At 37.4% G+C, this 26,825-nt stretch carries 26 protein-coding genes; 8 read left to right on the forward strand and 18 right to left on the reverse strand.

Annotated elements, in window-relative coordinates:
* Positions 1-175: 175 nt before the first annotated feature.
* The 6 genes from EG346_RS00535 to EG346_RS00560 form a co-directional block, all read right to left on the reverse strand.
* Positions 176-1,687: a carboxypeptidase-like regulatory domain-containing protein gene (locus EG346_RS00535; RefSeq protein ID WP_123876649.1), complete on the reverse strand. Its 1,512-nt coding sequence runs from the start codon at positions 1,685-1,687 to the stop codon at positions 176-178.
* A gap of 11 nt (positions 1,688-1,698) precedes the next feature.
* Complete coding sequence (locus tag EG346_RS00540; protein WP_123876650.1) at positions 1,699-3,063, reverse strand: CsgG/HfaB family protein; 1,365 nt, start codon at positions 3,061-3,063, stop codon at positions 1,699-1,701.
* A 25-nt stretch (positions 3,064-3,088) separates the two neighbouring features.
* The gene (locus EG346_RS00545; RefSeq protein WP_123876651.1) at positions 3,089-3,499 is read right to left on the reverse strand and encodes a curli production assembly/transport component CsgF; all 411 of its coding nucleotides are present in this window, start codon (positions 3,497-3,499) and stop codon (positions 3,089-3,091) included.
* A gap of 11 nt (positions 3,500-3,510) precedes the next feature.
* On the reverse strand, positions 3,511-4,242 hold the full coding sequence (locus tag EG346_RS00550) for a CsgE family curli-type amyloid fiber assembly protein (protein ID WP_073333619.1): 732 nt from the start codon (positions 4,240-4,242) through the stop codon (positions 3,511-3,513).
* 10 nt (positions 4,243-4,252) lie between these two features.
* Positions 4,253-4,651, reverse strand: a complete 399-nt coding sequence (locus tag EG346_RS00555; RefSeq protein WP_073333844.1) for a hypothetical protein — start codon at positions 4,649-4,651, stop codon at positions 4,253-4,255.
* Positions 4,652-4,814: 163 nt separating this feature from the next.
* Entirely contained in the window at positions 4,815-5,633 is an 819-nt protein-coding gene (locus EG346_RS00560; RefSeq protein ID WP_073333617.1) for a hypothetical protein, read from the reverse strand.
* A 342-nt stretch (positions 5,634-5,975) separates the two neighbouring features.
* Between EG346_RS00560 and EG346_RS00565 the strand changes: the two genes are divergently transcribed.
* Genes EG346_RS00565 through EG346_RS00580 form a run of 4 tightly spaced genes read left to right on the forward strand, consistent with a single transcriptional unit; the run spans position 5,976 to position 9,233 of the window.
* The gene (locus EG346_RS00565) at positions 5,976-6,605 is read left to right on the forward strand and encodes an NUDIX hydrolase (protein ID WP_073333614.1); all 630 of its coding nucleotides are present in this window, start codon (positions 5,976-5,978) and stop codon (positions 6,603-6,605) included.
* Positions 6,606-6,632: 27 nt separating this feature from the next.
* Positions 6,633-7,439, forward strand: coding sequence for a lysophospholipid acyltransferase family protein (locus EG346_RS00570; RefSeq protein WP_073333612.1), 807 nt, complete (start codon positions 6,633-6,635; stop codon positions 7,437-7,439).
* Positions 7,440-7,452: 13 nt separating this feature from the next.
* Positions 7,453-7,893, forward strand: a complete 441-nt coding sequence (locus tag EG346_RS00575; RefSeq protein WP_073333609.1) for a hypothetical protein — start codon at positions 7,453-7,455, stop codon at positions 7,891-7,893.
* 2 nt (positions 7,894-7,895) lie between these two features.
* Positions 7,896-9,233, forward strand: coding sequence for a UDP-N-acetylmuramate--L-alanine ligase (locus tag EG346_RS00580; RefSeq protein ID WP_123876652.1), 1,338 nt, complete (start codon positions 7,896-7,898; stop codon positions 9,231-9,233).
* 154 nt (positions 9,234-9,387) lie between these two features.
* Here the strand turns inward: EG346_RS00580 and EG346_RS00585 are convergent, their stop codons facing one another.
* From EG346_RS00585 to EG346_RS00620, 8 genes are all read right to left on the reverse strand, one after another.
* On the reverse strand, positions 9,388-9,711 hold the full coding sequence (locus EG346_RS00585; RefSeq protein ID WP_073333604.1) for a hypothetical protein: 324 nt from the start codon (positions 9,709-9,711) through the stop codon (positions 9,388-9,390).
* A 31-nt stretch (positions 9,712-9,742) separates the two neighbouring features.
* The gene (locus tag EG346_RS00590; protein WP_317041432.1) at positions 9,743-10,087 is read right to left on the reverse strand and encodes a hypothetical protein; all 345 of its coding nucleotides are present in this window, start codon (positions 10,085-10,087) and stop codon (positions 9,743-9,745) included.
* 237 nt (positions 10,088-10,324) lie between these two features.
* A complete protein-coding gene (locus EG346_RS00595) occupies positions 10,325-14,461 on the reverse strand; it encodes a lamin tail domain-containing protein (RefSeq protein WP_123876653.1) in 4,137 nt (1,378 codons plus the stop codon).
* 120 nt (positions 14,462-14,581) lie between these two features.
* Entirely contained in the window at positions 14,582-15,940 is a 1,359-nt protein-coding gene (locus EG346_RS00600; protein WP_123876654.1) for a phage tail-like protein, read from the reverse strand.
* Positions 15,941-16,143: 203 nt separating this feature from the next.
* Positions 16,144-16,776 carry a hypothetical protein gene (locus EG346_RS00605; protein WP_123876655.1) on the reverse strand — a complete coding sequence of 211 codons (633 nt, stop codon included), beginning with the start codon at positions 16,774-16,776 and terminating at the stop codon, positions 16,144-16,146.
* Between the two features lie 365 nt (positions 16,777-17,141).
* Positions 17,142-18,143 (reverse strand): helix-turn-helix transcriptional regulator, encoded by a 1,002-nt coding sequence (locus tag EG346_RS00610; protein WP_123876656.1) that lies wholly within the window; start codon positions 18,141-18,143, stop codon positions 17,142-17,144.
* A 355-nt stretch (positions 18,144-18,498) separates the two neighbouring features.
* Positions 18,499-19,554, reverse strand: a complete 1,056-nt coding sequence (locus EG346_RS00615) for an NAD(P)H-dependent flavin oxidoreductase (RefSeq protein WP_123876657.1) — start codon at positions 19,552-19,554, stop codon at positions 18,499-18,501.
* Positions 19,555-19,676: 122 nt separating this feature from the next.
* Complete coding sequence (locus tag EG346_RS00620; protein WP_123876658.1) at positions 19,677-20,552, reverse strand: aldo/keto reductase; 876 nt, start codon at positions 20,550-20,552, stop codon at positions 19,677-19,679.
* 264 nt (positions 20,553-20,816) lie between these two features.
* On the opposite strand from EG346_RS00620, the gene EG346_RS00625 reads away from it, so the two are divergent.
* Together EG346_RS00625 and EG346_RS00630 are read left to right on the forward strand one after the other, a co-directional pair.
* Entirely contained in the window at positions 20,817-21,251 is a 435-nt protein-coding gene (locus EG346_RS00625; protein WP_073333582.1) for a GNAT family N-acetyltransferase, read from the forward strand.
* A gap of 25 nt (positions 21,252-21,276) precedes the next feature.
* The gene (locus tag EG346_RS00630; RefSeq protein WP_228426466.1) at positions 21,277-21,720 is read left to right on the forward strand and encodes a GNAT family N-acetyltransferase; all 444 of its coding nucleotides are present in this window, start codon (positions 21,277-21,279) and stop codon (positions 21,718-21,720) included.
* Here the strand turns inward: EG346_RS00630 and EG346_RS00635 are convergent.
* From EG346_RS00635 to EG346_RS00650, 4 genes are all read right to left on the reverse strand, one after another.
* A complete protein-coding gene (locus EG346_RS00635) occupies positions 21,673-22,593 on the reverse strand; it encodes a LysR family transcriptional regulator (RefSeq protein ID WP_123876660.1) in 921 nt (306 codons plus the stop codon). The genes EG346_RS00630 and EG346_RS00635 overlap by 48 nt on opposite strands.
* A gap of 44 nt (positions 22,594-22,637) precedes the next feature.
* Positions 22,638-23,759, reverse strand: a complete 1,122-nt coding sequence (locus EG346_RS00640) for a serine hydrolase domain-containing protein (RefSeq protein ID WP_123876661.1) — start codon at positions 23,757-23,759, stop codon at positions 22,638-22,640.
* Between the two features lie 22 nt (positions 23,760-23,781).
* The gene (locus tag EG346_RS00645) at positions 23,782-24,720 is read right to left on the reverse strand and encodes an alpha/beta fold hydrolase (protein WP_123876662.1); all 939 of its coding nucleotides are present in this window, start codon (positions 24,718-24,720) and stop codon (positions 23,782-23,784) included.
* A 222-nt stretch (positions 24,721-24,942) separates the two neighbouring features.
* Positions 24,943-25,689: a metallophosphoesterase family protein gene (locus tag EG346_RS00650; protein ID WP_123876663.1), complete on the reverse strand. Its 747-nt coding sequence runs from the start codon at positions 25,687-25,689 to the stop codon at positions 24,943-24,945.
* Between the two features lie 188 nt (positions 25,690-25,877).
* Here EG346_RS00650 and EG346_RS00655 point away from each other — a divergent pair, with 188 nt between their 5' ends.
* Together EG346_RS00655 and EG346_RS00660 are read left to right on the forward strand one after the other, a co-directional pair.
* Positions 25,878-26,492, forward strand: coding sequence for an NAD(P)H-dependent oxidoreductase (locus EG346_RS00655; protein WP_123876664.1), 615 nt, complete (start codon positions 25,878-25,880; stop codon positions 26,490-26,492).
* Complete coding sequence (locus EG346_RS00660; RefSeq protein ID WP_123876665.1) at positions 26,492-26,779, forward strand: putative quinol monooxygenase; 288 nt, start codon at positions 26,492-26,494, stop codon at positions 26,777-26,779. Before EG346_RS00655 ends, EG346_RS00660 begins: the two co-directional genes overlap by 1 nt.
* Positions 26,780-26,825: the final 46 nt, after the last annotated feature.

Genomic DNA, 26,825 nt, shown 5'->3' on the forward strand with positions numbered 1-26,825 from the left:
CGATGAACTCCAAAAAGAATCCAAACCTTAGGTTTGGATTCTTTCATCATTGCTTTTTTATTAGATTCTAGATTTCAGTATAAGACTAAGGTTGAAATTAAGAAGATCAAAGGGGATTTTACTATTTGTATCGTCAAACTTTTAAACCCTCCTACTCTCAAACCCACAGCACGTTCTACTCATAATCCGGCATTTCACCATTGGTAAAAAGAGAGACTCTGGAAAGATCGGTCATTGTCGTATTGAGATCAATAACCATTACATTTTTCTGGGAAATATTATCGTTCGAAGTATTCATAAAGATGATCTGGGCGTTATTCGGCGAAAATCTAGGGTCAAGATCGTTGGTCCCCAGTGGTTTTTCGCTTTCCGAAGAAATGTCAAATACCGTATCATTGGTCATATTATAGATAAAAATATGAGAATCAAGCTGCCGGTAATTTCCACTTCCGTCCTGGTATCCTGATGTATCTCTCGTATATACAAGCATTTGCCCGTCCACAGAGAAATTCAGTCCGCCTGAAGCTCCCGGAGATCCTGACAGAATGGTTTTCAAAACACTTCCTGTCATATCAATAATATAGATCTTCGTATGGTAGCCGCTGTAATCATTCGTTTTTAAGGCGATCTTGCTGCCATCGTAGCTCCAGTCACATTCGGAGATCATGCTGCCGTCCGGAGTGGTAAATACTTGTGTAAGGCCACTTCCGTCCTTATTAATCCTATATAATTTATTAAAATTAGAATAAAGAATTTCCTGCCCGTTGGTACTCCATGCAAAATCCATCTCATAATTATTAAAGCCCGCTGCCGGAACTGTCGTTACTTTAAAAGGATTGGATCCATCAGGATTTGCAGTGAAGATATGAGTACTTCCGCCTTCAGTTCGCAGAAATGCGATCAGTCCCGCATTATTATTTTTGCGTGGCCGCCAGCTGTTGTACGATGAATTGGTAAGCTGAAAACTGTTTCCCTGCCCGTCACTTGATAAAATAACAAAGTTCCCGTTCTGTTTCTGTGCATAATGATACCGGTTTGCAGGCAAGGTGTTGGTGGTAAACTTGCCAACAGAACTTAAAACTGGCGGGTGAATGCCGTCCGAAACAGACACCTGCCAGAAGTAACTAACACCAAACTTCAAATTTGAAAGCGAATAATGCTTCGCTGTCAAATCATTAACCTGAATCACATGAGTATCGAGGTTATTTTTAATTGCTAAACTATATTTTAAAACATCAGCCGTATCCGGATCTGTAGCGGTCCATGTAAGTTCAACACTCAAAGGCTGGTTCACCGCATTGTCTACCGGACTAAGCAGCTGCGGTGCGGAAGGAGGAGAATTAAGTGATTCATCATCGTCCATTTCAAAAACCACGGTGACTACCTGGTTTTGGGTTTGCATATTAACACCCTGAAAAGTGGTAATATAGCCGGACAGTTCTGCTTTCACAGAATAATTTCCAAGCGGCATGGCAGCAATTTCGAATGTACCGTCTGTCCCGCTGAAAACCGTCTGTGTGGTAGGTGCTGTAAAAATTTTCACATTAGAAATAGGCACGTTGGTCCCTCTTTTTACTACCTTTCCTTTCAATGTTCCTGTCTGAGCCTGATCCACAAGATCTTCACTGCATGAAAACAGATAACAAGTAAGGATCAACAGGCTGAGTATTTTGATTAAAGTTTTCATAGTTCATGTTTTTATTGGTTTCCAAGGTAAAAATTGATTCCCAGTGCAAACCGGAGTGCCTGATCTTTTCTTTTTCCATTTACCAGACCTTCCCAGTCATCTTTAAAGCCTATATCATACTGTGATGAAGCACGGATTGCAGTATTATTCCCGATCATATATTCAAGTCCGCCACCCACCTGTCCTTTGTACTGAGGTTTGTATTTTGAAAACATCGCTCCCATTCCACCGTACACGTATGGACTGAATCTGTATTTCGGGAACAAAAGAAATTCAAGATTGAGTTCAGGAACTATGTAATTTTTTTTAATAATATTTTGATTCTCTAAAGTGAAATAGCTGCCGCTGGCTTCAATATTGAAATTAGGGTTGATAAAATATTTTACACCCACTTTTCCACCGACATTCATTTTAGGATTCACATAATCATCTTTGATCTTCTGGGCTTCTATATTGGCAAAAAGTGAAATTTTCTGTCTGTAGTTCTCAGGAAATTTATTCCCCACCGTTCTTCCGACATTTTCCTCCTGCTCTTTGTTGTAATCATTGATCAAATTCTGGTAACCCGTTAAGTTTTCAGATGATTTTCCCCATATTTTATCCCTGATTCCTTCAACAATCAGAGATCTTACTGCTTTCTCAATCGCTTCAGTGACAGCGAGCTGAACGGGTTCATTTTGGGTAAGCCCAACTTCTGCTTCCAACAGCCTTTCTGTATCAATATATCTGAAAAAGCTTCCGTTCACACTGGTGGAAAGAATCGTTTTAGAGATATAGACGGTTTTGAGAATTTCACCGTTAAGGGTCGATACGGCACGAAGGTAAATAGTGATTCTGTCCTGGCGGTATTGGGTAGAAGCTCCTATTCCGAAGTATCTTGCTCCCAGACCTCCGGTCATGACATTGCTGTCATAAGAGATCACCCCACCTTCCAGAAGAATTCCTGCATAGAGAAGAGGTGGAAGGGCCTGACTGTTTTTATCAGCGTCTTTCATGTACTCCTGTCTTGTGGACCGGATGATCTGTCTTTCGTTTAAAAGATTGGCAATATTTTCTCTTTCAATGGGGATAAACCACCGACTGTCCTCAAGTGCTTTAATCAAAATGGTGGTGGTTCCTTGTGGGACTGCCGTACTCCAGTTATTTCCGTTTTCGGACGGTTTATACTGGCCGGTCTGATCCCTGAATTTGTACACGCCGATGACTATTTTTTCTTTGGGAAGAGGAAGGTTTCTCAATTCCGCAGTAGAGGGTGTGAGTTCTCCCATGGTAGATCTTTCAGGATCGGAAGGGAGTCCGAGGATGGAACTGCAGGCCTGCATGAAGCACAGCAGAAGCGTACAGAAAAAAATTCTGGTGTAAGTATACGTTCTCATGGTAAGTTTGGTTTTTAGTTATTTTTTATTTTGGAATCACGATCTCGGACTGATCGCCTGAACTGGTATCCAAAATATTGATCAAAAGTCCCTGAGCTGTTGTAGTAATCTGGAGATAAAGTGATCCGAAAAGATAATTTCCGGGTTTTAAACTCCCTTCCCCAAACTGATCTTCAAACAGTTTCCTGGACAGCTCACTCAGCACCTGCCGATTGATACTCTGGCTGAAACTGTCGAGAGAATTAACATTATCGAGCAAACTGCTGTAATCTTTTTTTTCGTCAAACTGATTCTGCGCATTTGCAGAACTTAGAAGCCACTGATAATTAAAAGTATCACCACCGAATGCCGGATTGATGGGCTTATAAACAAGCTGCTGAGATTTTCCGGAGAAAATACCCGCAATAAAGATTAAAATAATGGTCAAGGTTTTCATGGCGGACGTTTTTAGTACATAAATTCATTTTTGATGAGGTTTTTCTTTGCGTTAAATTCTTTGATATATTTTAAGGTGGCTGCCAGCTGTTCATTCAGGTAATCTTCGTTGGGATTGGTCATAAAACTGTAAATCACTTTGTCATCAATCTGAATGCTGATCTGGCCGCTGGTGCCGCGCAGGGGAAGTTCAGAAATGGTAACTGCCCCACTGCTTTTATCGGACATCTGACTGTACTGCATATAAAAAATGTCATAAAAGTCTTTTCCTACCTTTGTTTTGGTTTCATCAATGGTAAGCCCTTTGAGCTCGAATACCGCATCTTCTTCCGCCTTAGCGGTTTTTTTCCTGAACAGATCGTTGTTGATTTCCAGGCTGTCTTTAGCAATGAGCTTTTGGGTTTCTTCATCTCTTACATACAGGAAAGCTTTAAGGGCATCTTTGGATTCAAGATTGACATTGATTTCAGATAAAACTTTTACTTCATTAGGATTAATAGAGAATTTTCCGCTCTGCTGATTGTTGGAAAGATTTCCTGATTTTCCTTTTTTAATGGAAATTAACAGATAATTGAGTTCTTTGTAAACCTGGGTATTGTTGGTGATCACAGCTTTCAGTCTGATCTGATTTTCGAGAATGCTTCTTTCTATCCTGGCATTCACTTTTTTATCTTCCTGCCCTTTAACCATTGCAGACAGGAAGATAAATAAAGTGCACAAGCTCAAAGAATATAAAAATTTCATCACGTGTGTTTTAATAATTTCTCATGAAAATCGTTTGGTTGTCACCTTTTACATTAATCTTCATTCCATCTGACACCGTATTGCTTCCGGTAATATCAATGATATTGTTGTTTCCCTGTGCAGTAACGGCGGTCTTCGTTTCTTTATCTGTAAATGAATTAATGAAATAAAGGGTATTGTAATCTCCTAGTTGTTGGATGGCAATATTGGTTTTCGCGTTAAGAGAAAGTTCCGCGTTGTTTTGATTGCCTATCTGAATAATATTGGAGCCATAAAGTTCCTGCTCTGTCTGTTGTTTTGAAAGAAGATCAAGAACTGTACTGCTGTTGACCCGGTCCCAGTCTATCTGTTGTGCTTGTACGCACAGTACTGCGAAAAGTGTAAAGGCACCCCACCCCGGTTTAAACATAGTCATTAATTTTTAATAAAGGTACATGAATAGAGTATCTGGAAAAACACACCCAGCAGGTACATCTGTAAAATCACGGTTTCCGGGTATGCTGATCATTCTAAAGCTTAAAAAAAGGAGAAAACCGCAGCTTCTCCTTTTATTTTTGATTACAGTTCATTGATTAATTGGATTGGTTGACTATCATTGAGTTTCCGTTACCCATCTGAGTTCCTACGTGAATGTGGGAGTCTCCGCTTTGAGCTACCCAGGTAAAGTTATTGTTACCCATCTGAACATCAACAGCTGTATTGGAGTCTCCCAGTTGAAGCTGATAAAGCTGGTTACCATTTCCCACCTGTGCTCCTATAGCTGTATTATCATCTCCCATCTGAACAGAAGCGGCGATATTGTTGTTACCAGCCTGATCATGAGTAGCACTGTTATCATTGCCATCCTGATATTGTACTAAAAGGTTGTCATTACCTACCTGAAGACCGCTTGCCTCATTTCTTCGTCCAAGCTGAACCTGATAAGCATCGTTACCGTCACCTAACTGAATTGCAGAAGCATCATTTCTTCTTCCATCCTGATATTGTACCACTGTGTTTCCTACACCCAACTGTATAGAAGAGGTTTCGTTTCTTCTTCCGATCTGAGTTTGTTCTGTAGAGTTAAAGGCACCAAGCTGCCAGGTTACTGCAGAGTTTCTGTTTCCTGTCTGGCTCACCTCATTTGTATTGCCAAGACCCGTTTGATCTACGTCAATTGAGTTTCTGTTTCCCATACTTTCAGCGGTATTACTATTCAAAACACCTACCTGATCAATATCTGCCGTATTACGGTTTCCATCCTGTGTCAAAGAGTTGATATTCAAAAGACCTGTCTGATCAACAGTAGCAACATTCAAGTTTCCAATCTGGGCAGTAAGATCAATATTTGATTGTGCGAAGCTGAAACTCATGGCCATTAGTGTAAACACACCTGTGATAAAGTTTTTCATTTGGATAAAAATTAATTGGTTAATAGTATGACAAAGGTATAAGCTAAACCTAAGCGAGAAACCACTGATAAAGTGTAAATTTTAAAAATCACTGTTTACCGTTCCGGATGTAACTGTTTACCGTTTTGTCAGTGTAACGTGTTTCAGTTACGTAAAAATACGGTACAATATCATATTGATTAACAAATAAATACATCAAATAACTCTAATTTCAAAAAATAAGAATAATATTCATTTTCTGAACCTTGAATTTGTAAATCTTTGAATCTTTAAATCTTTCTCAATGGTTAATTAATGTTAACGCCTATTCTTTTCTTCAGTATATATTGCTAAATTTGAAGTATGGAAAGTTTTGGAAAAGATTTATTGAGGAAAATTACAAACGTAGAACTGCCAGGAGTCAATGCTCATGGAGTATTTTCGCCACCTTCCCGTCCTGTATTTACCTATGATGAAATACTGGCAAAAAATCCAAAATTTGCAGCGGTTAATATTGTCCTATATCTAAAAGACAATGAATGGTATTTCCCACTGATCCAGAGAACGATCAATGAACACGACAGACACAGCGGACAGATCTCACTGCCGGGTGGCAAGCGTGAAGAACTGGACAAGGATTTCGCTGAGACGGCAGTACGTGAAACTTCGGAAGAGATAGGAATAGATAAACATTATATGAGAGTCATCAGGGAAATGTCTCCCATCTATGTTCCACCGAGTAATTTTTATGTATACCCGTACATTTCGTATACTAAAAAGAACCCATTGTTTGTTCTTCAGCAGAGCGAGGCCGTAGAAACTATAGAATTTCCGATCACTTCTTTCCTCAGTCTTCCGGATAATCCTGAAATGATGGAACTTCCTAGTACCGCAGGTCATGAAGTCCCTGTCATTAATTTCAACGGATATATTATCTGGGGTGCTACAGCAATGATATTGAGCGAGTTTAGCCAGTTGTTGAAAAAAATGTAACTTTGCACTACCGTGTTTAATAGAGAAATGGCGAAGAAAAATATTTTCACCGATGCATTCGGAACACCTTATTTTTTAAAAAGGTTTATCATTTTTATTTTAGGAATTGTATCCTACAGAAGGTTCAACGGCTTTAATAAACTGAAGATAACCGGTACGGAACATCTTGTGGATCTCCCCGATTCCAACGTGCTTTTTGTATGTAACCATCAGACCTACTTTGCAGATGTAGCAGCAATGTATCATGCGTTCTGTGCTGTAAACAACGGATATCTGAACACGATCAAAAATCCGATCTACCTGCTTAATCCCAAGATCGATTTTTACTATGTAGCGGCAGAAGAAACCATGAATAAAGGGATTCTTCCGAAGATCTTCAAGATCGCCGGTGCGGTAACTGTAAAAAGAACCTGGAGAGCAGAAGGTAAAAATGTCAACAGAATGGTAGATCTTACCGAAGTTGACAATATTATGAAAGCCTTAGACAACGGCTGGGTAGCTACTTTCCCTCAAGGTACTACTTCTGCCTTTGCTCAAGGACGAAGAGGAACTGCCAAACTGGTTAAAAACCAACGCCCTATCGTGATCCCTATCAAAATCAATGGTTTCAGACGGGCATTTGACAAGAAAGGTCTCCGGGTAAAGGTAACAGGCGTAAAACCTACCATGGAGTTCAAACCACCTCTGGATATAGATTACGACAACGAAAAAGCACCCGAAATTTTATTGAAAATCATGACTGCCATTGAGCAGACAGAAGATTTCAATGTACTACACAATTATGATGAAGAACTTAAAGCTAAAAAATTAGAACAAAAGGATTCAAATCATTAAAGTAAGTAAAATTATGAACAAAATATTAGGGATCTTATTCGCGGTCATAGTATTAGTTTCGTGTAACAGCCAGAAAGTATATTCAGATTTTGATATCAGCTATTCCAGAAACGGAGGCATGAGCCCCATCTATGAGAATCTTCTGATCAAAGGTAATAATGCACATTATTCATTTGAAGGACAAGGTAAAAAGCATAAACAGGATTTTAAAATCTCGAATGAAGATTTAAAAAAACTGGATCAGACCCTTTCCCAAAACAACTTCAGAAGAATAGAGGAAGATCGTAAAAAGCTGTATGACAACATTACCACTTCTATCAATATAAAGAAGGGGCCCAATGAAGGAAGTAAAACAGATGCCAGCATGGTAATGCCTAATTTTACCACAAACTGGGCCAACATTCTGAGTGCTTTCCAGGAGATCATTACTAACAATGTAAAAAACAATAAATAAAGTTGAAAACCCACTTCATTGCTATCGGCGGAAGCGCCATGCATAATCTTGCTATTGCGTTAAAAGATAAAGGATATCAGGTTACAGGTTCAGATGATACTATTTTTGAACCCTCAAAATCCAGATTGGAAAAGAAAGGAATTCTGCCTCAGGAAATGGGCTGGTTCCCGGAAAAGATCACTTCGGATATTGATGCTATTATCCTTGGAATGCATGCACATCAGGACAATCCTGAACTGGCAAGAGCAAAAGAGCTGGGTTTAAAAATTTATTCATATCCTGAATTTCTTTACGAACAGTCAAAAAACAAAACAAGGGTAGTAATCGCGGGTTCTCACGGTAAAACAACGATTACGTCAATGATTCTTCATGTTTTGAACTTTCACCAGAAAGAGGTAGATTTTATGGTGGGTGCACAGCTGGAAGGTTTCGACTGCATGGTAAAACTAACTGAGGACAACGACTTCATGGTCCTGGAAGGTGATGAATACCTTTCCTCTCCTATCGATCTGCGTTCAAAGTTTCTTCTGTACCAACCGAATATCGCTTTAATGAGCGGTATCGCATGGGATCACATCAATGTATTCAAAACTTTTGATGATTATATTGATCAGTTCAGAAAATTTGTAGCAAGCATCACTCCCGGTGGTGTTCTGGTATACAATGAAGAAGATGCAGAAGTAGTAAAGGTAGTGGAAGCAGCTGAAAATTACTTCAGAAAAATCCCTTACAAAACTCCTGAATATGAGATCAGTAACGGAAAAGTTTATCTGAAAACTGAAATGGGAGATGTTCCTCTTTCTGTTTTTGGAGCCCATAACCTATTGAATATGGAAGGGGCAAGACATATATGCCGTCAGCTGGGAATTATGGATGAAGATTTCTACGAAGCGATTATGAGTTTCAAAGGTGCTTCCAAGCGTCTTGAAAAAGTGGAAAGAGAAGATCAGGGAACGCTTTATAAAGATTTTGCTCACGCCCCGAGTAAAGTGAAGGCGGCGGTAAAAGCTTTCTGTGAACAGTTTAAAAAGGAAAAAAAATATGGTTTTCTGGAACTCCATACCTATTCAAGTTTAAATCCTGCTTTTCTTGAACAGTACGACCACGCCATGGACGGTTTGGATGAAGCCATCGTTTTCTATTCTGAGGATGCTTTAAAAATTAAAAGAATGGATCCTATTTCTCCAGAACTGATCAAAGAGAAATTTAAAAATGAAGGATTAAGAGTATTGACCAATGCGGAAGAACTTCATGCGTATTGGGAAACTCTGGACAAAAAAAATGGGGTTTTCCTCATGATGAGTTCGGGTAACTTTGGCGGATTAGATTTAACGAAATAACAACGATAAACAAGCCTTTCAGAAATCTGAAAGGCTTGTTCTTTTCAATTATTTTCAAAGATTTATTTTATTTCAATCTTTGAATTCCATGATAACAAAAGTAGGACATACGCTTTTGTGTAGTATTCGATTTTCATTTTACAGATTGCTGACCTCAGGATTCAGCAAATATTCTTTTCCATTTCGCCACTGTATTTCTACTAAGTTTAAATACATTAGCCGTCTGCTGATTATTAAGCCTATTCGATATCTGATACTGTAAAATCTTTTTAATACTTTCTTCGTCATAAGAGCGCAGCCTTTGATTTAAAAAATCAGTTTCTTTATTTTGGTGATTAAAAATGATATTATTAATCTTGATCAGTTCAAGAGAGTTCTTGATTTCTTTTGAAAGTAAATGAGCCCATTTTTCTTTTTTTTCAGGAAATTTTCTTTCAATGAGATCATTATAAATTTTATTATAGTTGGGTAAGCTCATATTTTATCATTTAGTTTTTGTGTTTTATTTCTTAGTATTTTGAATTGACCTGCTCCTGTTTAGCAATCCATTTGTATAAAGTTGTTTTTGGGATATTATATTCTTCAATAACCTGCTGCTTTGTTTTTTCTTCAGTATTAATTAATTCCAAAATAAAGTCTATGATTTCTTTTGCATAGATACGTTTCCTGAATACAGGAAGATGGCTTTCCTCATTCTTTGAAGGCATATTGGCAGCAGGAGAATACAATATTAAATGTTGTGAATAAAGCCTGAATAAATCATATTTCAAAAGTTTACTCCATCTTAATAGAATTTCAGAACTAAGATTTTCAAGGGTAAACATATTCAATATTTCTTCTTCAGATCGTTTCATAAAATTGCAAATGCGTAACATTTCTATTTGGTCCTCTTTTACTTTTTGCTGTATCAAATTTCCAATATGTATATTTTTAAAATTAATGCCCATGATGTAATTCTTTTTTAAAATAAATTGTATTCATAATAGTAAGTGATCTGGTCTTCAGACAATAAAACAAGCCCCCTTTTGGAGCTCTCTCCCATCATTTGTGTATATATTATTTAATCCGGGGGGCCTGTTTTTTTAATTTGATTATTCTTTCATTACTTTATAGGTCTTTGTCTCTTTTTGTCCGGAAACATGAATCAGATAAATCCCTTTGCTCCAGGATGAGACATTCAGGCTACGATCTCCTTCATTCAGAGATTTTGTTTCAATCAGCTGTCCGCCGGCTGTATAGACTGTGATCACAGCTTTTTCATTAAGACTGATAAACAGTACATCTTTTACAGGATTAGGATAAATTTTCACACTTTTTAAAGTGATATTTCCCTCTTCAGCTTCTTTTGAAGAACTCATTTTTGCCTTTGAAAATGTCAGTGATTGGGCTTCCCAATTTTCAGGCAGGGTATTATCAAGATCGGAAGCCATAAGTTTCAGATAATATTCCTGCCCATTGGCTTCCACCGGCCATGGGGAAACATTCATGTAAGAAACATAATCTACAATATTTCCTGAACTGTCTTTAAAAGTCATAGATTCTCCGGAATTGTTAAGACTGCCGCTGGTCCACTGGTATTTAGCATATTGATCAAATCCTGAAATCAATGACAGGTTTTTCGCAAGCATAATAGTTTGATTTTTTGCGATGAGTGTTCCTTGAGGGAAAGTATAATTCACAGCATCAGAAATACTATAACCTGAAATATCTAAATCTGCATTGCCAGGATTTGAAACTAATATAAATTCAGCATCTCCATTAGATAACGGTTTATAATTGATTCCTGTAATGAGAAATTGACCAGCCTGTTGTGCATCAACTTTTATTGCCTTTGAAACCAGCGGTCCCCAGTTATTGGTTACGAATGCACGTGTTGCAATAGTATAGCTTCCGGCAGGTAACGAAAATGTTCCGTTATATAAATGGGCATCTGAGGAAACAACCCCATCATTCCCCATTGGATCGGTTCCGTTTAAGGTATAATAAAGCGCTGTTCCGGAATTGGGATTATCTATTTGAATGGTATCCGTATCTGTTAAAACGTTTGGAGAAATAATACTCACCGCAGAAAGCGTATGTGCCATATTAAATTCAAGCCATTTTTTCAAAGTAAATCCTACTCTTTCAGGAACCTGAGCAAGAATACGAGGATAGTCTGTATTTTTCCACTGCTGGTAGACATTGCCCGTGTAGCCCATGTAGGCGGCATCCAGTTTATACACTTTCTCCAGTTCGTTGACCGTTGCGGTGATTTTATTCTGCACATTCAATACAGACAATGGAGCTCCGTCTGCTCCGGAGAAAGTACCGGAAGCCGGACCAATATTCCTCAACACAGCATCTTTAACCAGCGTTTTAAATTCAAGATTTCCTGTAGAAATATTGGTATTTGAACCCATAAACTGGCCAAAAAGCTGGCCCGCACCATTTCTGCTGATGGTCCCCTGCCATTTAAATTTATAATTTCCGCCACCGCCAGCAAATCCTATTGGATTCAGTGCTATGGTAGATGATGAAGCAGTTAATCCTCCGAAAAAGGCTCCGTCCGTATCATTGATCATGAATTTGGCTTTCATGATATTAGCATCCGTATTATGAGTGATTGCCTCTGCTTCGTTTTCACAATCGATAAACATAAACATGATCTGGAATTTGATGAAATCATCGATATCGACAAGATTTTTAAACTGCTGAAAGTTCTTGGTCGTGGCGGCAGTTTTTATAGCATTCCATACCGCAGGACTTCCATCTCCTGTTTCTACAATACCGTTGGTAAAAGATCCATCCTGAAGAGTTATTTTAGTGTAATTGCTGTCATCATCGCCAAATAGTTCTTCAATATTCTTGGTTCCAAAATCATTGCGCAGCGTTTTTAATCCACGGTATCTGCCATTGATGAACAAATTGACATAACGGGTATCCAATGCATATTTCCCCATTTCCTTCTGCAGATTCATCGTTATTTTTTCACTGAAGCGCATATATCCAATGTTGAATACATTTCTTGTTGCATTGTCCTGGCCCTGTTTTAATTCGATATTGTGAATTTTTTCAGGAACCTCAAAAGCATCGCCGGGATAGTTGTCGAAGAAAGGGTAATTAGCTTTTTTCACCTTCGCATCAGAATTGAATTTGACGGTAAGATTAGGATTGTAGAAACCTAAACTTTCCTGTCCGAACTTCCTTGTCATGGAATTACTGAAAAAATTAGATCTTCCGCTGTATACGTTATTATCAATATACTCGAATGACCCTTCTACCCAGTTAGCACTCGGTTCTGTATTGGTAGAAACCGAAACAACAGGTATCTGAGCGATCGCCTGAGCATATTCTTCTGCTGTAATAGTAGACTTATATAACCATTGATTATACCCTACACTGGTGTTTTCATTCCCATAATTGTTTTGCAGGACATAAGTATGCGCCACAACCCCTGAATTACCTGTCGTGTTATAAGCATATACTTTAACAACAGATGATTTGCTTATAGTAATTGGGGCAGAATAAACCGAACCTATGGTTTCTGAAGGGTATTTCCCATCAAGTGTGTACTTAACGGTTGTCCCTGCAGGTGCAGAAATTGTCAAATCAAAACCTGACGGATAGATTCCTCTTTCCTTACTGAAAGCAAGATCCAATTTTTGTTTTCCATTGGAATTGGTTTCTTTGTAAGTCGGTACAATAAAGTTGACAAGGCTTCCTGCTCCATCCGGTAGTCTTCCTACAGACTGATTAAAAGGTAAACTTCCATACGTAAGTTCATTCTGAGAAATAATGTTTTCAGCCACTTTCCTGGAAAGATAAAGGGTCGCTCCGGAATTTTTGAGATCAAAATTCAGATGATGATTTCCTTCCGCCGGCTTTTTATCTGCCTGAAAAACAGCGTATCCATGAGCCGGAATAAAAATATTTTTAAGCTCATGCAATGTTTTGTCCGAATTTTTATTAGACAGATAGACGCCGCCTTTTATGTGCAGATTATCATTGCTGTTATTATACAATTCTATCCAGTCTTCACCTTGGGTAACGGTTCCCTGAGAAGACACTTCATTGATATAAAGCTGATCCATTAAAGCAGGATCAGTTACTGCTCCTTCAATAGATGCACCCAGCCCGTTATTTAAATATTCTACAACCAGCTTCGGGCGGTAATTGTCCCCCCCTTCATACGAGCGGGCCAGTGCTCCGCTATTCGTTCCCAATCCATTAAACTGAAAAGCAAGGCTACTTCCGGACTGCCATCCACTCAGCCTGTTTTCCTCAATAATATTTTTAAGATTAGGCGTACGGTTTTTGGTATTCCCTGAGGTCCAGGCTGTGGTTTCCCAATTAACTTTGTTAACAGAACGCTCTCTTGAAGTTATATTTTTAGCAGCAGTTGTATAAGCATTCGAGGTTCCGATTTCAGAATAAATATCCATATTTCCAGCCTGACTTGTTCCGTATGAGTAAAACTCGATATAGGCATCTGTAATTTGGGCATCTGCAGGAATCTGAACATTTTGGAATCGGACTGCATGCTGTTTCATATCCGATCTTCCACCAAGTATCAGGTAATCTGTTCCTAAATTAACCCCTCCAGATGTATTTTCCCATCCATCATCATTATTGGCAGTTACTACAGCTGATAAACTGCCCTGCATAGACCAGTAATCAATGACCAGCTTTGGTCTGTAATTAGTATTTGAGAAAGATCTTACCGTAAAGGCACCTTGCTCATTTCCCTGTAACCTAAATGCAAGATTCGCATTACTGATTCCATTGGGAAACATTTCCTGAAGAACACTTTTAAGATCCGGCGACTGATATTTCTGATTGGCAACACAGCCTGCGGTTGTCCATTCGGCAAACGTGGTAGTATAGTTTCTGGACTTTATATTCAGTCCTGTAGTGGCCGCAGTAGATAAAGGATAAACCAAAGAACTTCCTGTTTCCCCCGTAATTTTTATAACTGTTGGGGTACTGCTTGGTTCATCACCATAGAATATTAGATAGGCATTATTGATGACGGCATCTGAAGGTAATGAAACCCCTTCAAATCTTAAATAGGTTTCCTGAGAAATGGTACCTTCTTTCCCTGAAAGCTCCAAATCGGAACTTCCGAAATCTACCGTATGATTTGCCCTTACTTCTACATCGTTATTTTGGGCAGAAACCTCCATCTGAAAAATGTTTTGGGCAGATAGCGCGAAGGGAAGAAATATTGCTGATATTAGAATTTTTTTCATTTTATTTTTTTATTTATAAAAAGAGCTGCCTGTTTTGAAGGCAGCTCAAAATTTACAGGAGCATAGCCCATTTGTTATGATCATTCCATACTTTATCGTCAGATATGGGAGATCATTGATTTAATATACCGGGGCTTCTTTTATGAAATAGGCAAAGACATCACACAAAACTCTTGCAAAATTTTGCTTCGGTCCTGTTGAAGTTGCCGGACCATCTCCGAATTTATCTCCAAACATGATTATATTTCGGGTAAGATCTATTACTCCTCCTCTTCTTGTCCCTACATTGATAAAATTGGTCCCTTGACTTGTGGAAATCTGTCCGGCATTAGCGCCGTCATACCCTATATTTAATCCAGAAGAGATATTAAATGGCTGTCCTGTACTGAAGATCTGTGGGAGACTATTTACATTTGTATTCAATATACCATCTGTAGTACTTCCATTTTCTACATAAAATTTCAGTACATCTGCCAGACCTGATTCACTTACAGAGTCTGCATAATTGATGATAAAACCTCCAGTAGATTCATTCCATTCTTTGATAACGTTAGCAAAACCAGCACTGATGCCGTTATTGGCACCAACAGTAATCCCCGAAGCACCTTCCAATGCATCCTCTAATGCTGCCAAACTATTCAAACTGACATTTACAATCTGAATATCTGCTGTTCCGGAATAAGAGAGAGCAGAATTAGACGCCCCAATGGTATTTATTCCGGTTAACCACTGATATACCAATCCTGATGAATTAGTCCCTGTAACTAGTGATGATCCGTCAGAACCAGACACATTTACTATTTTCATAGTAGCACCTGCTCTGTTAATAAATGAAACAGGAACATTGTTACAGATAATCCCTGACGAGCCAGCTGCTGTGGGAGATACCGTTACAGAATAATTGAAAACTCCACCTGCTGGAGTTGCTGTGATAGCTGTAGGATAAAGGTTTACCGTTTGAGGCCCTAAATTCACAAAAGTCCCTTGAGCTGTGAATGTAACACCATTAACCGTATTTGTGGTATATGAATAACTTCCCAGTTGGGTTACCTTCACCGGCACCTCAATATGAACGGTCTGTACACTAAGAGGTTTGTCCGTCACATATTTACCCACAACTTTTATAGAATTACAGTCAATAAATTCTACAAGTCCCTGCTTTTCACCACAAAGCGCAGTCCAGCTTCCCGTTCCCGTTCCGGAATTCCAATTCCAGACATTGTAACAGCTGGTACTGGTGTTGTAGATGGTTAAACCATTTTCAGCAGCACCAGGTGCAATTGTAGCTCTTTCAGCTGTGGTATACCGTTGTATAATAAGTCCGTTAAATCGGTCCGGTGCGGCAGTGCTTGAAGGGTCATTCCTTTCAGATACGTGTAAACCGGATTTCGGATTAGGTTTTGAAGTATTGATACCTACCTGCCCAAAAATCAATGAGCTGGTCATAAGTGCGAAAAATGCAATAAAATGTTTCATCATAATGTTTTTTTAATTGATCATATAAATTACCTGGCATCGTAGTGACAGGTTTTTTGTGAATTTTAAAAATGTACAGATCTTTTCAGTATGGATGTTATTTTCTGATAGGATGATTTGCAGCAATAAGTACAGATCTATGGATCTTATGACACCTCATCCATATTCTCTACTGAATCCTGTACTTTCTGGTAAAGTTTTAGTATTTACATTATCAGGAAGGGAGGCGGCCTTACTTTTTGATTATCAATAATTAAACTATAAATAAATACAATAGCATATTCTTTTTCTAATGACTTTTCCAACGAAAAATCCTTTAGAATATTAAAATTTAAAAGCACAGTTACCGCTGTTTTTATATTGATATTACTGAAAGGAAATACAGCTGTATGATTACCATGGTTACTTGCAGTAAAATACTCACTGGAGTTTGGCGGTAAGACATATTCAGCGGAAGAAGCCTTCTTTTCAGCAGGATGAATTGGAGAATGAAATTCCAGTCTACCGGCAGATAGTTTTTTTGCAGAGTTCTTATTTAAACTTAGTTTGGTATTCATCGTGTCGCTTTTTTGCTGCACGATGGAGTGAGAATCACTAATATAAATTATACCATAGACTTTTGCCTTATCATCAATAAAAACAACAGCATTCTTATCATCACACCATGTAGAAGAAGAGTCTCTTTCTCTATGCAATAATGTTCCCGTATTCACGTGCAGAGAACCCTCTTTATCCATTAATGTCTGTGTATAGAATGCTGTAAAACAAAAAAATAAACAAAAAATTCCCAGACACTTTCCGATGACAGGAAAGTATCCGGGAAAAAAAATTTTCATCATTTGTTTTTGTGTCATTGCCTGATAGGAAACCTTTCAAAAATGAGGGCTTTATTTTTTCGAAAGGTTTCGTTTATTTTGAAATTAATTTTTCTAACGAAAGAGTCATCACCTTCCATCTTTTAATGAAGATAGAAGGGCGTGAAATACTTTTACAGGTATAGACTATCTACCCTATATCAAGAATTCCTGTCAGTTGATACAATGGATGCGTGTATTATTTTGAAGATTCATCATTTGGTGGTGTGTTTTTTTATCATTGCAAAATTGTTTCTAATTCATTTTTTTTGCAACAAAAACCACCCTCATCAACACTCGCAAGGGTAAAAACTCACGAAATTGAGATATAAAAAAATAAGGGGAAACTCTTAAATACTTAAAATCCACTGAGTTATTTCTATATCAGAAGGAATATTCAATTTTTTCCTTAATCTGTACTTTTTACTTTCCACAGACTTGATCGTTGTATTCGTATAGGTTGCTATTTGCTTGGTATCCAGATTTAATCTCATCATCGCACACAAATGCTGATCCGATAAAATGAGTTTGGATCCGATATGATCCAGTCTGGAAAAGAAATCCGGGAAAAAAAATTGAAACTTATCTAAGAAAAAAGGATCATCTTTTTGGGCGAGCTTCATAATCTCATTGATGTTCTCTTCTGTGAGATTATTGGCTATGAACTGATTTTTGAGCAATCTTTCGTTTTCTGTCTGTAAGGACTTAATGGTATTGATATTAACTTCGTTTTGAGAATGAAGTATAAAAATAATAGATCTTTTACGCTCTATAAAGTAATAGTCAGCTACAAAAACCAATAAACTAAAGGTCACATTTAAAATCATCAATTTTTTTTCATATCCGTTACAAATAATCATTGAATTTGGCTCAACCAATCGAAAGTCATAGACAATTGTGATGTACAAGCTCGCGAGGATAAAACAAGCTATAAAATAAACAACATTCCTGTCTTTTTTAATCTCGAAAAAAAATGCCAAGGCAGAGAGAAGGGGAAAATAAAACAAAAAAACTCCGCTTTCCTGCCCGCAATATGAAGAGTAGTAGGTAATGACAAGACACAAAAAGATAAAAACAAAGAATAAAATTTCTTTATTCTTCCTGTACTCTTTTAAAAGCATTAATAATAGCCATAAAAAGGAAATGCAGCCTAAAAAAATGCTGTCTATCGTTATTTCTAAAAATAAAATAATAGAAATACTGTGAAAAAAGAAAATAAAGAACAGTAATACCAAATGCTGGTTGATGAGTACTGTAAAGTTTTTTTCAAATTCGTTCGCATTTTCATTGATTCCCCATGACGAAATGTAGTTTAATAATTGAGAAATTTTTGGAATAGTTTTTTTTTTCAAAGACATAGTGTTTAGCATTAATACCTACCTGCCCAAAAATCGTAAGTTGTAATCACTGATACCTTTATGATACAATTTTTATTTTTTTTAGGTAAGATTTAATAAGACGGCAAAGATATTCTTATTGACTTTAAGTATAAATAAAAAGCGCACTCATGAATACTCACGAGTGTAATACCCTCAATATAAATAAGTAATACACCTGTATACTTAAAGTAGGCTGCTAAGATTATACTTAACAGGATTTTTTATTTTTTTTTGTTCCTGGTTCTTTATTATCTTAATAGCTCATACTCGTCTTCATGCCATCAAATGAAATTGCTTAGACCTAAAAGTCAACAACGGGAAAGAAGAGTTATTCTACCTCAAGAATAAGATTTTTAAGAATATCCTCTGTCGAAAGACTGCTGTAATTATGGATGGACTGCCCCACCCAAATACTTACAAAATCTGCGTTATTCAAGGCTTTAGAAACCCGTCTAAGTTCACCGGTCAGCTTATTTTGATAAGGATATGGCAAAATAAAGTCTGAATTTTCAAGAGTCTGGATGTATTTATTTGTAATTCCTCTGGCAAAACGTCCCGAAAAGCTTCTTGTCAGGACAATTTCTTTTTCGGTTACATTCTTAAGTCTTTCTTTTTCAAATGGCTGCAATCCACTTTCCTGCGATGCAAGAAGAATACTTCCAACCTGAAATCCCTGAGCCCCAAGTTCTTTTGCTGCTTTTAAAGTCTTTCCATTATATATTCCTCCGGCATAGATGAGTGGAATTTTAACCTGATCATACACCTCAGACAGTAAAGCTATTCCACCGATAAGCGGAATATGTTCAGCATCAAAAGTTCCTCTGTGTCCGCCTGCTTCAATTCCCTGTACACAAATCAGATCAATTCCCGATTTCTCCAAATCCAATGCTTCTTCCACAGAAGTACAGGTGCCGATAAGAATTACTCCTTTTTCTTTCAGTTTTTGAATGCTTTGATCATCCAGATTTCCAAAAGTAAAACTGAGAATTTTACATCCTTCTTCAATTATCGCATCTATCTGTTCATGATAACTGTTTACCTTAATATCTTGAAGATCCGGAAGCGTAACTTCCATATTATTATCTTTTGCCAGCTTTGTTATCAATTGTTTGGCTTTAGCATATTGTTCTTTCAAAGCATCAGTTATTTCAGGAATATGATGAGCAAAAATATTGACAGCAAAGGGTTGATCAGTCATTTCTTTGGTCTTCCTGATAAGTTTTACGGACTGATCCCCTGAAAGATCGGCTAATGCAAGGGATCCCAAGGCCCCTGCTTTTGCAGCGGCTGCAGCCATCTGAGGTGTACTTACTCCAAACATAGGCGCTTGAATTACGGGATATTTTATTTGCAAAATTTTACTGATGGTGTCCGGCCAAAACATAACAATTATTTTATTTAAAATTAAAAAAAATCTCCTGCAGATTAAACTTATTGAACAGATAATTGTATTAAAAATCTGTCAGAGCCGTTTAATCTACAGGAGAAAAATATGAAGATATACTCTTAAATATCTGCTACAACTTTAAGCATTTTCTCTTCCCATTCAGGATCTTTGGGATCGAAAAACAACCTTTTTCCTGTATCTAATGAGCGAACAGCATTCATTTCCTCTTCACCCAGTTCAAAATCAAAAACATTGAAATTTTCTTCAATTCTGGAAGGCGTCACCGATTTTGGAATCACAACAAATCCTTCCTGAAGATGCCATCTTAAAATGACCTGAGCTACTGTTTTATTATATTTTGCAGCAATTGATTTTAACTGGGAATTGTTCAGAAGATCTGCATTTCCGTTTCCAAGCGGGCTCCATGGCTGGGTGATGATATTATTTTCTTTGTTGTACACCTGAAGTTCTTTCTGCTGAAAAACAGGGTGCAGTTCGATCTGGTTGATCACCGGAAGTACCGGTGTATTCGCTTTTAATTCTTCTAATTTCTCTACCGTAAAATTACAAACCCCGATCGCTTTGATCTTTCCTTCAGTGTAAAGCTCTTCCAAAGCTTTCCAGCTCCCAAGGAAATCCCCGTAAGGCCAATGGATCAGGTACATATCCAGATAACTCATCTGCAGTCTTTCCAGTGTTTTCAGAAATGCCTTCTTTGTCTGTTCGTAGCCGTGGTCCTGAACCCATACTTTTGACGTGATAAAAAGCTCATCTCTGCTCACTCCACTGTCTTTCACGGCCTGGCCTACTGCTGTTTCATTCTGATAAATAGCAGCGGTATCGATCATTCTGTATCCTGTCTGAATCGCTTTTACTACTGCTCTTTCACATTCATTCAGGTTTTCCATCTGCCAGACTCCAAATCCTAAAGCCGGAATGTCCACTCCGTTATTTAATGTCACTACAGGCTGCCCTGTATATGTTTTCTTTTGCATAATTTTTTAATTTCAATTTTAATATTATTGTATAGCCTAACAAATTTGCGATAAAAAAATGGCATTTGTACTTACCATTTTTACTGTTTTCAAAGATTCAGATACTGTTGGTAAGTGTTTTTTACTACCCGTCTTTTTGCTTCGCAAAAATCCACCATTTCAAAGAAGGGGAATTGCTAATTGTCTAAAATATACATCTTTCTAACCTCTAACTTCTTGTTTATAAAATCAAATTTTTCCTATTTTTGCAGAAACCTCAAAATAATGTCACACCCCATCCGATTGGCGCTGGCTGAAGATTATCCTAGAATTATGGAGATCTGGGAATCTGCAGTAAAGGCCACTCATCATTTCCTCGCTGAAGAAGATTTCATCTATTTCAAAAAAGTAATTCCACAAGATTATCTTCCTGATCTGGAAGTGTATTTAATTATGGAAAACGGGATTGCTGAAGGTTTTGCGGCTGTAGCTGAAGGTCATCTGGAGATGCTTTTCATCCATAATGATGTACGGGGAAAAGGATTGGGCAGAACTTTATATAAATTTATGAAGGATACAACAGGTTTGACAAAAGTAGATGTCAATGAACAGAATCCTCAGGCCATTGGGTTTTATGAAAAAATGGGGTTCAGACAAACCGGAAGATCAGAAAAAGACGGTTCAGGGAAAGACTACCCTATCATTCATATGAGTCTGTAGCATGGAAAAGTTCACTTTAAAAAAGATGGACCCGGATTCAGATATTCCTTATCAGTTACTTCTTCTCGCTGATGAAACCATTGAGGCGATCAATCAATATATTTTTGACTCCGATATTTATCTTTTATCCGATGCTATTCAGGATATTGCTGTGATGGCATTGTACCAAAACAGCAGTACCGAACTGGAGATCAAAAACATGGCAGTCATTGGAAGTTATAGAAGCCAGGGAATCGGGAGTGTTCTTATTGATAAAACTAAAGAAATTGCCAAAGAAAACGGCTATACAATTTTGACTGTAGGAACTTCTGACACAGGATTCCAGCAGATTAAATTCTATGAAAAGAACGGTTTCCTCAAAAAGGGAGTGCGTAAAAATTTTTTTATAGAAAATTACACAGTCCCTATTTATGAAAACGGATTACAAATGCGCGACATGGTCATTCTTGCTCATAACCTTTCGGAATAATCCTTTGATATGATCAATCTCAGACTGATAATTTGTTTTTTTTCTACAGCCAAAATAAAGGGTATTTTCAAGTTTTTTCTCACCTTCCCAAATCAGTTTCAGGTCTCCGTTCTCTATTTCATTTTTACAGAGAAAATCCGGAACCACGGCAAGTCCGGTTCCGCCTTTCAGACAACGAATGATGGAGTTTAGATTCGGAACAATATAATTAGGCCGGAAATTCGGTTTATGTCCGAAGTTCATGATCCAGAACTGAAACAGGTGTTCCATATCGCCAGTGGTTCCATACCATTTTTCCTGTTTCAGCCAATCCTCAATATGCTCTGTTCCTTTAGTTGTAACAATTTTTTGAAAACTCTCCGTATCTACATTTTTTCCGCCAACCAGAATAATCTGTTCAGAAGAAAATGCTTCATGTTCAATATTGGGAGAAGCTCCTTTTTTCGGGGTAATAATCAGATCCAGAATCCCTTTATCCAGCTGGTCCAGCATTTCCGGATACTGTCCGAAGCTGATGATCAGGTTAAAAGGTAATGTGGAAACATATTGTTCCAAAGTCGTCTGAAATGTTTCAAAACACATTCCCACACTGATGGTCGGGGTCAGTTTTTCTGTGGATTTTTGGAAATTTTTCTCTACATCTTCCAGCTTGGAAAGTGGCTCGGAAACGGCATTGAATAAAACCTTTCCTCTTTCCGTGGGCATCATTTTCCTACCGGTCCTGTCAAATAATTTATAGCCTACATAAGCTTCCAGTGAACTTAAGTGAAGACTTACTCCGGGTTGCGAAATGAACAGTGAATCTGCAGCACCCGTGAGGGTTCCGGTTTTGTATATCGCTTTAAAAGTGCGGTACCATTCTAGATTGACCATAACTTTAATTATTAATATTCTGATACAAAGTTACGGAATAATTATTATAATGATATGCTTCCAAATATTTCATCGAGTACACTCTGCATATCCTTTGCTGTATTTACGCCACTTTGGTTGGTTATAATAAAAACGCCAAGATTATATTTTGGTATGATGTAGATAAAGCATTGTGCACGAAATACGCCGCCATGATGCTTATACAAAGTTCCCAATTTTTCATCCGTAATGACTCTCCACGTATATCCTGAACTGAACGTATCATCAATTTTAACCAAAGGCTTATGCGATTCTGCTATTTCAGGAGTATTTTTTAATTGATACTTTATGTATTCCATCATGTCCGGAAGCGTTGTTTTCACGTTACCTGATGACCCCCAAAGTGATGACATTAATTCAGGAGCTATGGCATTATAATCACAATGATATCCTACGGCAAGATGGGCTTCTTCTTTTTTTGATAAATTAATCTTCGTATGCTTCATTTGAAGGTTATCAGCAAAATATTCTTTTAATAAAACTTCAAAATTTTTATGATATACTTTTTCCAAAACAGCACTTAAAAGTTCAATGCCGGCATTTGAATATGAAAATTGATGTCCCGGTACTGCATCAAGTTTTACGGTGTGCAGGTCTCTTAAAAAATCTTTTTGTTTGTAGTTTTTCAATATGTTATTGGTATTCTCAGATGCTTTTTCATTAGTGAAATCATTCAGTACCGCATTTGCTTCCAAAGGAAGCATTTTAGGTAAGCCACTTGTATGAGTCACCAAATCCTTTATAAGAACGGGATGACCATTGAAAACCAGGTTAGGATAATCTTCAGATAAATATTTCTGAACAGGGTCTTCAAGCTTTAATTTTTTATCCAAAACAGCTTTCGCCACTAATGTTCCGGTTAAAGTTTTACCCAGGGAACCGATCTCATAGATGGTTTCATTATTCGGCAGGTTGGATTTTCCTTTTTCCAATTCACCATAATGCCCAATGTATTGCTGCCCCTGGTAAACGATTCCAATCGATACCGCATTGATCAATGGTTTTTCAACCATTTTCTGAGCAGCATGGTCCACTATAGATTTAAGGTTCATCTTTTCTTTTACTGACTTTTGCCCTAAACAAAATACCGACATTAATGACAGGGTAAAAAGGATTGTTTTCTTCATGGTTTCTAAGTTTTGGTCTGAATTAATAATCTAATGTTTTGATGATTCTGTTTTGAAATAATTCCGGTTCATCTTTATGGATCTGATGTCCTGAATTTTCAAACAAGAACAGATCTTTCTTCGGAGCTTTTACCTGCTCAAAATATCCTTTTGTAATGGCAGTAGAAGTTTGAACATCGTTTTTACCTACGAAAAAATAAATCGGGCACTCTACTTTTTTCAAGGTTTTTGGCAGATCAATTTTCATGACTTCGTTCCAGGCTGGTGACCAGGTTTTAGACCATTGAAGAAAACCTTTTTTGAAATCATCACCGGTTACGTATTTTTTACCATCTTTATAAAAAAGCCATTTTCTAAGGTAAAACAGGTCTTCGTCATTGGTAAATGGAATATGTACACTCGCCAGTTCTCTGGTGGCAACAGCATCTTCTTTAAAGTGAGTTTGCAACGTTTTGAGCAATTCTTTTTCACTCTTTAGCTGGCTGATCACAGGATTGACCGCAAAATAAGCATGTAAGAGCTCCGGATGATTTCTAACAATATAAAATCCTAAAGCATTTCCCCATGAACTTCCTAATAAATATATTTTTTTCTGCTTCAACTGCTTTCTAAGAATCTGAATTACTTCGTAGGTATCTTTTCCCATTAAGTCAACGGATGGTTGTACTGGCGAAGGATTCAGTTCCAAAGTTTTCCCTGCATCTCTCTGATCCCATTGGACAATAGTAAATTTGTTTTTTAAAATACCGGTAAAAGAGTCCGCATTTTTCATCATGGAGCTTCCGGGACCACCAGATAAAAAGAGAAGTATCGGTTTACCGGAATCATCTGTTTTAATTTCTATCGCTTGTTTGATCCCTCCAATTTCCGGTGTGATAATCGTATCAATTTTTATTTTCTGTACCTGTGCTAAAGAAAATACGGATAGGAGTAAAAAAATAAAGAGGTTGGTCTTTTTCATGATTTCTAAATTTTAATGTGACGTTAATAATCTTATGCAAATATGCTTCGGAGAATTTTCAAAAAAGTCTCAATAAAAAAAGTCGAACGCATTTTACGAATAAAATACGTTCGACCATTTACAAACAGAAGTACGAATAATTACAAAAGGTTAAAAATCAAATATTTACACCCATTAAAAAACTCCGCTTATTGATTTACAAGTAAGATAAATGAAATCATTTTAGACTATGGAAATCTTTTCATTTCTTAAAAAAGAAGCATAATAGTTGGGAATGTCACTTTCTTCAATGCCACGAACGGCTTGCTCAATGGGATAATCTATCTGAACAATCTCAGGAATAATCTCTTCCTGGCTCATCGTTAGGATCACATAGGAAGCCAACCGGTTTTCTTCCTTGGACCGCCCCGCAGAACCGCAATTGACTGCCCATTTTTTATTTTCAAAAGACTTTTTGAATGACAAATGCGTGTGTCCCATCACAACGATATCGGATTGAGATTCTTCCAGCATATTCACAAAAACCTCATCATCTTCGGCCTCGTACAGATACGTATCATTACTGGACAGACTGGAATGGATAAGTTGAATATTCCAGTGCCTATTCCCTATTTTATAGTTTAATTTTAAATGAAAAGGAAGTTGCGATAAAAACTTTTTATTTTCTTCTGTCATACTCCTTTTAGAATGATCAATCGCAATGAATCTTGCGTTGGTTTCTTCTTCTGAATGCTTGGATAACGGAAAAATAGGAATATCAAAAGCAATTCTTTCGTCGTGGTTTCCCATCAGACAGGGAACATTTAAATCTCTTATTTTTTCGATGACTTCATTCCCCCATGGAGCAAAATCCACCAGATCTCCAAGGCAAAACTTCTGTCGGATTCCTCTCCTCTCTATATCTTCAAGCACTGCATTCAGTGCAGGAAGATTTCCATGCACATCACTAAAAATCGCAATTTGTATCATATTCATTCAATTGACTGAAACAAATTTACAGGAGAACTCTCACAATATGACCACTGATGCGTATGATATTTCACATCAATGATAAAATCAAAACTATCATTATTCTGATAATAAGTTATTATTTATGCTATTTTTATTATACATCACAGCCAACTAACTTTGCATCATAAAATTTAAACAATCATAAAATGAAAAAAGTATTGATCATCAACGGAGGACAAAATTTCGGACATTCCGGAGGGAAATATAATAATACGATCGCTGAAAATACACTGGAAGTACTTAAAAAAATCGGCAATATAGAAGTAAAGACAACACAGGTTTCAGAAGGCTTCGACAAAGATGAAGAGGTGAAAAAGTTTGTTTGGGCAGATGTTATCATCTACCATACACCGATCTGGTGGTTTCAGCTTCCAAATGGCTTTAAGAAATATATTGATGAGGTTTTCACAGCCGGACACGCCAAAGGAATTTATATGAGTGACGGAAGAAATGCAGAAAATCCGGAAATCAACTACGGCACCGGAGGAATGCTGGGCGGAAGGAAATATATGGTCACTACCAGCTGGAACGCTCCCGAAACAGCATTTACACTTCCCGGAGAATTCTTCAATGAAACCAGCGTAGATAACGGACCTTTATTTGGTTTTCATAGAATGAACGCCTTTGTTTCTCTAGAAAAAATGGATAGTTTTCACTTTCATGACGTAGAAAAAAACGCCAATATAGAGCGTGATATGAAACTTTACAGAGAGCATCTTGAACGTGTTTTTGCACAGGAATTAAAACCACAACCAGCCTGATGAAAATTTATCTTACCGCCATTATCAAAGCCAAAGAAGAATACAGAGCAGAAGTTCTGGAAATTCTTCAGAATATGGTATCAGAAACCAGAAAAGAAGACGCAAACGAACGGTATAGCCTTCATCAGGGAATTGAAGACAAAAACCAGTTTGTCTTCTACGAAATCTGGAAAAGTGAAGAAGGACTGGCTCAGCATAATCAGCAGCCGTACATTCAGGCTTTCGGAGCTATTGTTGACGAAAAATTACAGGAAAAACCACAAATTTATACCTCCCACATTCTTTAATATGAAAAAACTGGCATTTTTATTATTAACCTTATTTACCATAGGA

Source organism: Chryseobacterium carnipullorum (genome assembly GCF_003815695.1).
GTDB classification, from domain to species: Bacteria; Bacteroidota; Bacteroidia; order Flavobacteriales; family Weeksellaceae; genus Chryseobacterium; species Chryseobacterium carnipullorum.

Coding starts and splice junctions, on each gene's coding strand:
- EG346_RS00535 (WP_123876649.1), bottom strand. CDS start 1,687: ATGAAAACTTTAATCAAAATACTCAGCCTGTTGATCCTTACTTGTTAT.
- EG346_RS00655 (WP_123876664.1), top strand. CDS start 25,878: ATGAAAAAAGTATTGATCATCAACGGAGGACAAAATTTCGGACATTCC.
- EG346_RS00545 (WP_123876651.1), bottom strand. CDS start 3,499: ATGAAAACCTTGACCATTATTTTAATCTTTATTGCGGGTATTTTCTCC.
- EG346_RS00650 (WP_123876663.1), bottom strand. CDS start 25,689: ATGATACAAATTGCGATTTTTAGTGATGTGCATGGAAATCTTCCTGCA.
- EG346_RS00560 (WP_073333617.1), bottom strand. CDS start 5,633: ATGAAAAACTTTATCACAGGTGTGTTTACACTAATGGCCATGAGTTTC.
- EG346_RS00565 (WP_073333614.1), top strand. CDS start 5,976: ATGGAAAGTTTTGGAAAAGATTTATTGAGGAAAATTACAAACGTAGAA.
- EG346_RS00645 (WP_123876662.1), bottom strand. CDS start 24,720: ATGAAAAAGACCAACCTCTTTATTTTTTTACTCCTATCCGTATTTTCT.
- EG346_RS00570 (WP_073333612.1), top strand. CDS start 6,633: ATGGCGAAGAAAAATATTTTCACCGATGCATTCGGAACACCTTATTTT.
- EG346_RS00575 (WP_073333609.1), top strand. CDS start 7,453: ATGAACAAAATATTAGGGATCTTATTCGCGGTCATAGTATTAGTTTCG.
- EG346_RS00555 (WP_073333844.1), bottom strand. CDS start 4,651: ATGTTTAAACCGGGGTGGGGTGCCTTTACACTTTTCGCAGTACTGTGC.
- EG346_RS00640 (WP_123876661.1), bottom strand. CDS start 23,759: ATGAAGAAAACAATCCTTTTTACCCTGTCATTAATGTCGGTATTTTGT.
- EG346_RS00615 (WP_123876657.1), bottom strand. CDS start 19,554: ATGTTTTGGCCGGACACCATCAGTAAAATTTTGCAAATAAAATATCCC.
- EG346_RS00605 (WP_123876655.1), bottom strand. CDS start 16,776: ATGATGAAAATTTTTTTTCCCGGATACTTTCCTGTCATCGGAAAGTGT.
- EG346_RS00590 (WP_317041432.1), bottom strand. CDS start 10,087: ATGAAACGATCTGAAGAAGAAATATTGAATATGTTTACCCTTGAAAAT.
- EG346_RS00630 (WP_228426466.1), top strand. CDS start 21,277: ATGGACCCGGATTCAGATATTCCTTATCAGTTACTTCTTCTCGCTGAT.
- EG346_RS00635 (WP_123876660.1), bottom strand. CDS start 22,593: ATGGTCAATCTAGAATGGTACCGCACTTTTAAAGCGATATACAAAACC.
- EG346_RS00620 (WP_123876658.1), bottom strand. CDS start 20,552: ATGCAAAAGAAAACATATACAGGGCAGCCTGTAGTGACATTAAATAAC.
- EG346_RS00585 (WP_073333604.1), bottom strand. CDS start 9,711: ATGAGCTTACCCAACTATAATAAAATTTATAATGATCTCATTGAAAGA.
- EG346_RS00600 (WP_123876654.1), bottom strand. CDS start 15,940: ATGATGAAACATTTTATTGCATTTTTCGCACTTATGACCAGCTCATTG.
- EG346_RS00540 (WP_123876650.1), bottom strand. CDS start 3,063: ATGAGAACGTATACTTACACCAGAATTTTTTTCTGTACGCTTCTGCTG.
- EG346_RS00625 (WP_073333582.1), top strand. CDS start 20,817: ATGTCACACCCCATCCGATTGGCGCTGGCTGAAGATTATCCTAGAATT.
- EG346_RS00595 (WP_123876653.1), bottom strand. CDS start 14,461: ATGAAAAAAATTCTAATATCAGCAATATTTCTTCCCTTCGCGCTATCT.
- EG346_RS00660 (WP_123876665.1), top strand. CDS start 26,492: ATGAAAATTTATCTTACCGCCATTATCAAAGCCAAAGAAGAATACAGA.
- EG346_RS00550 (WP_073333619.1), bottom strand. CDS start 4,242: ATGAAATTTTTATATTCTTTGAGCTTGTGCACTTTATTTATCTTCCTG.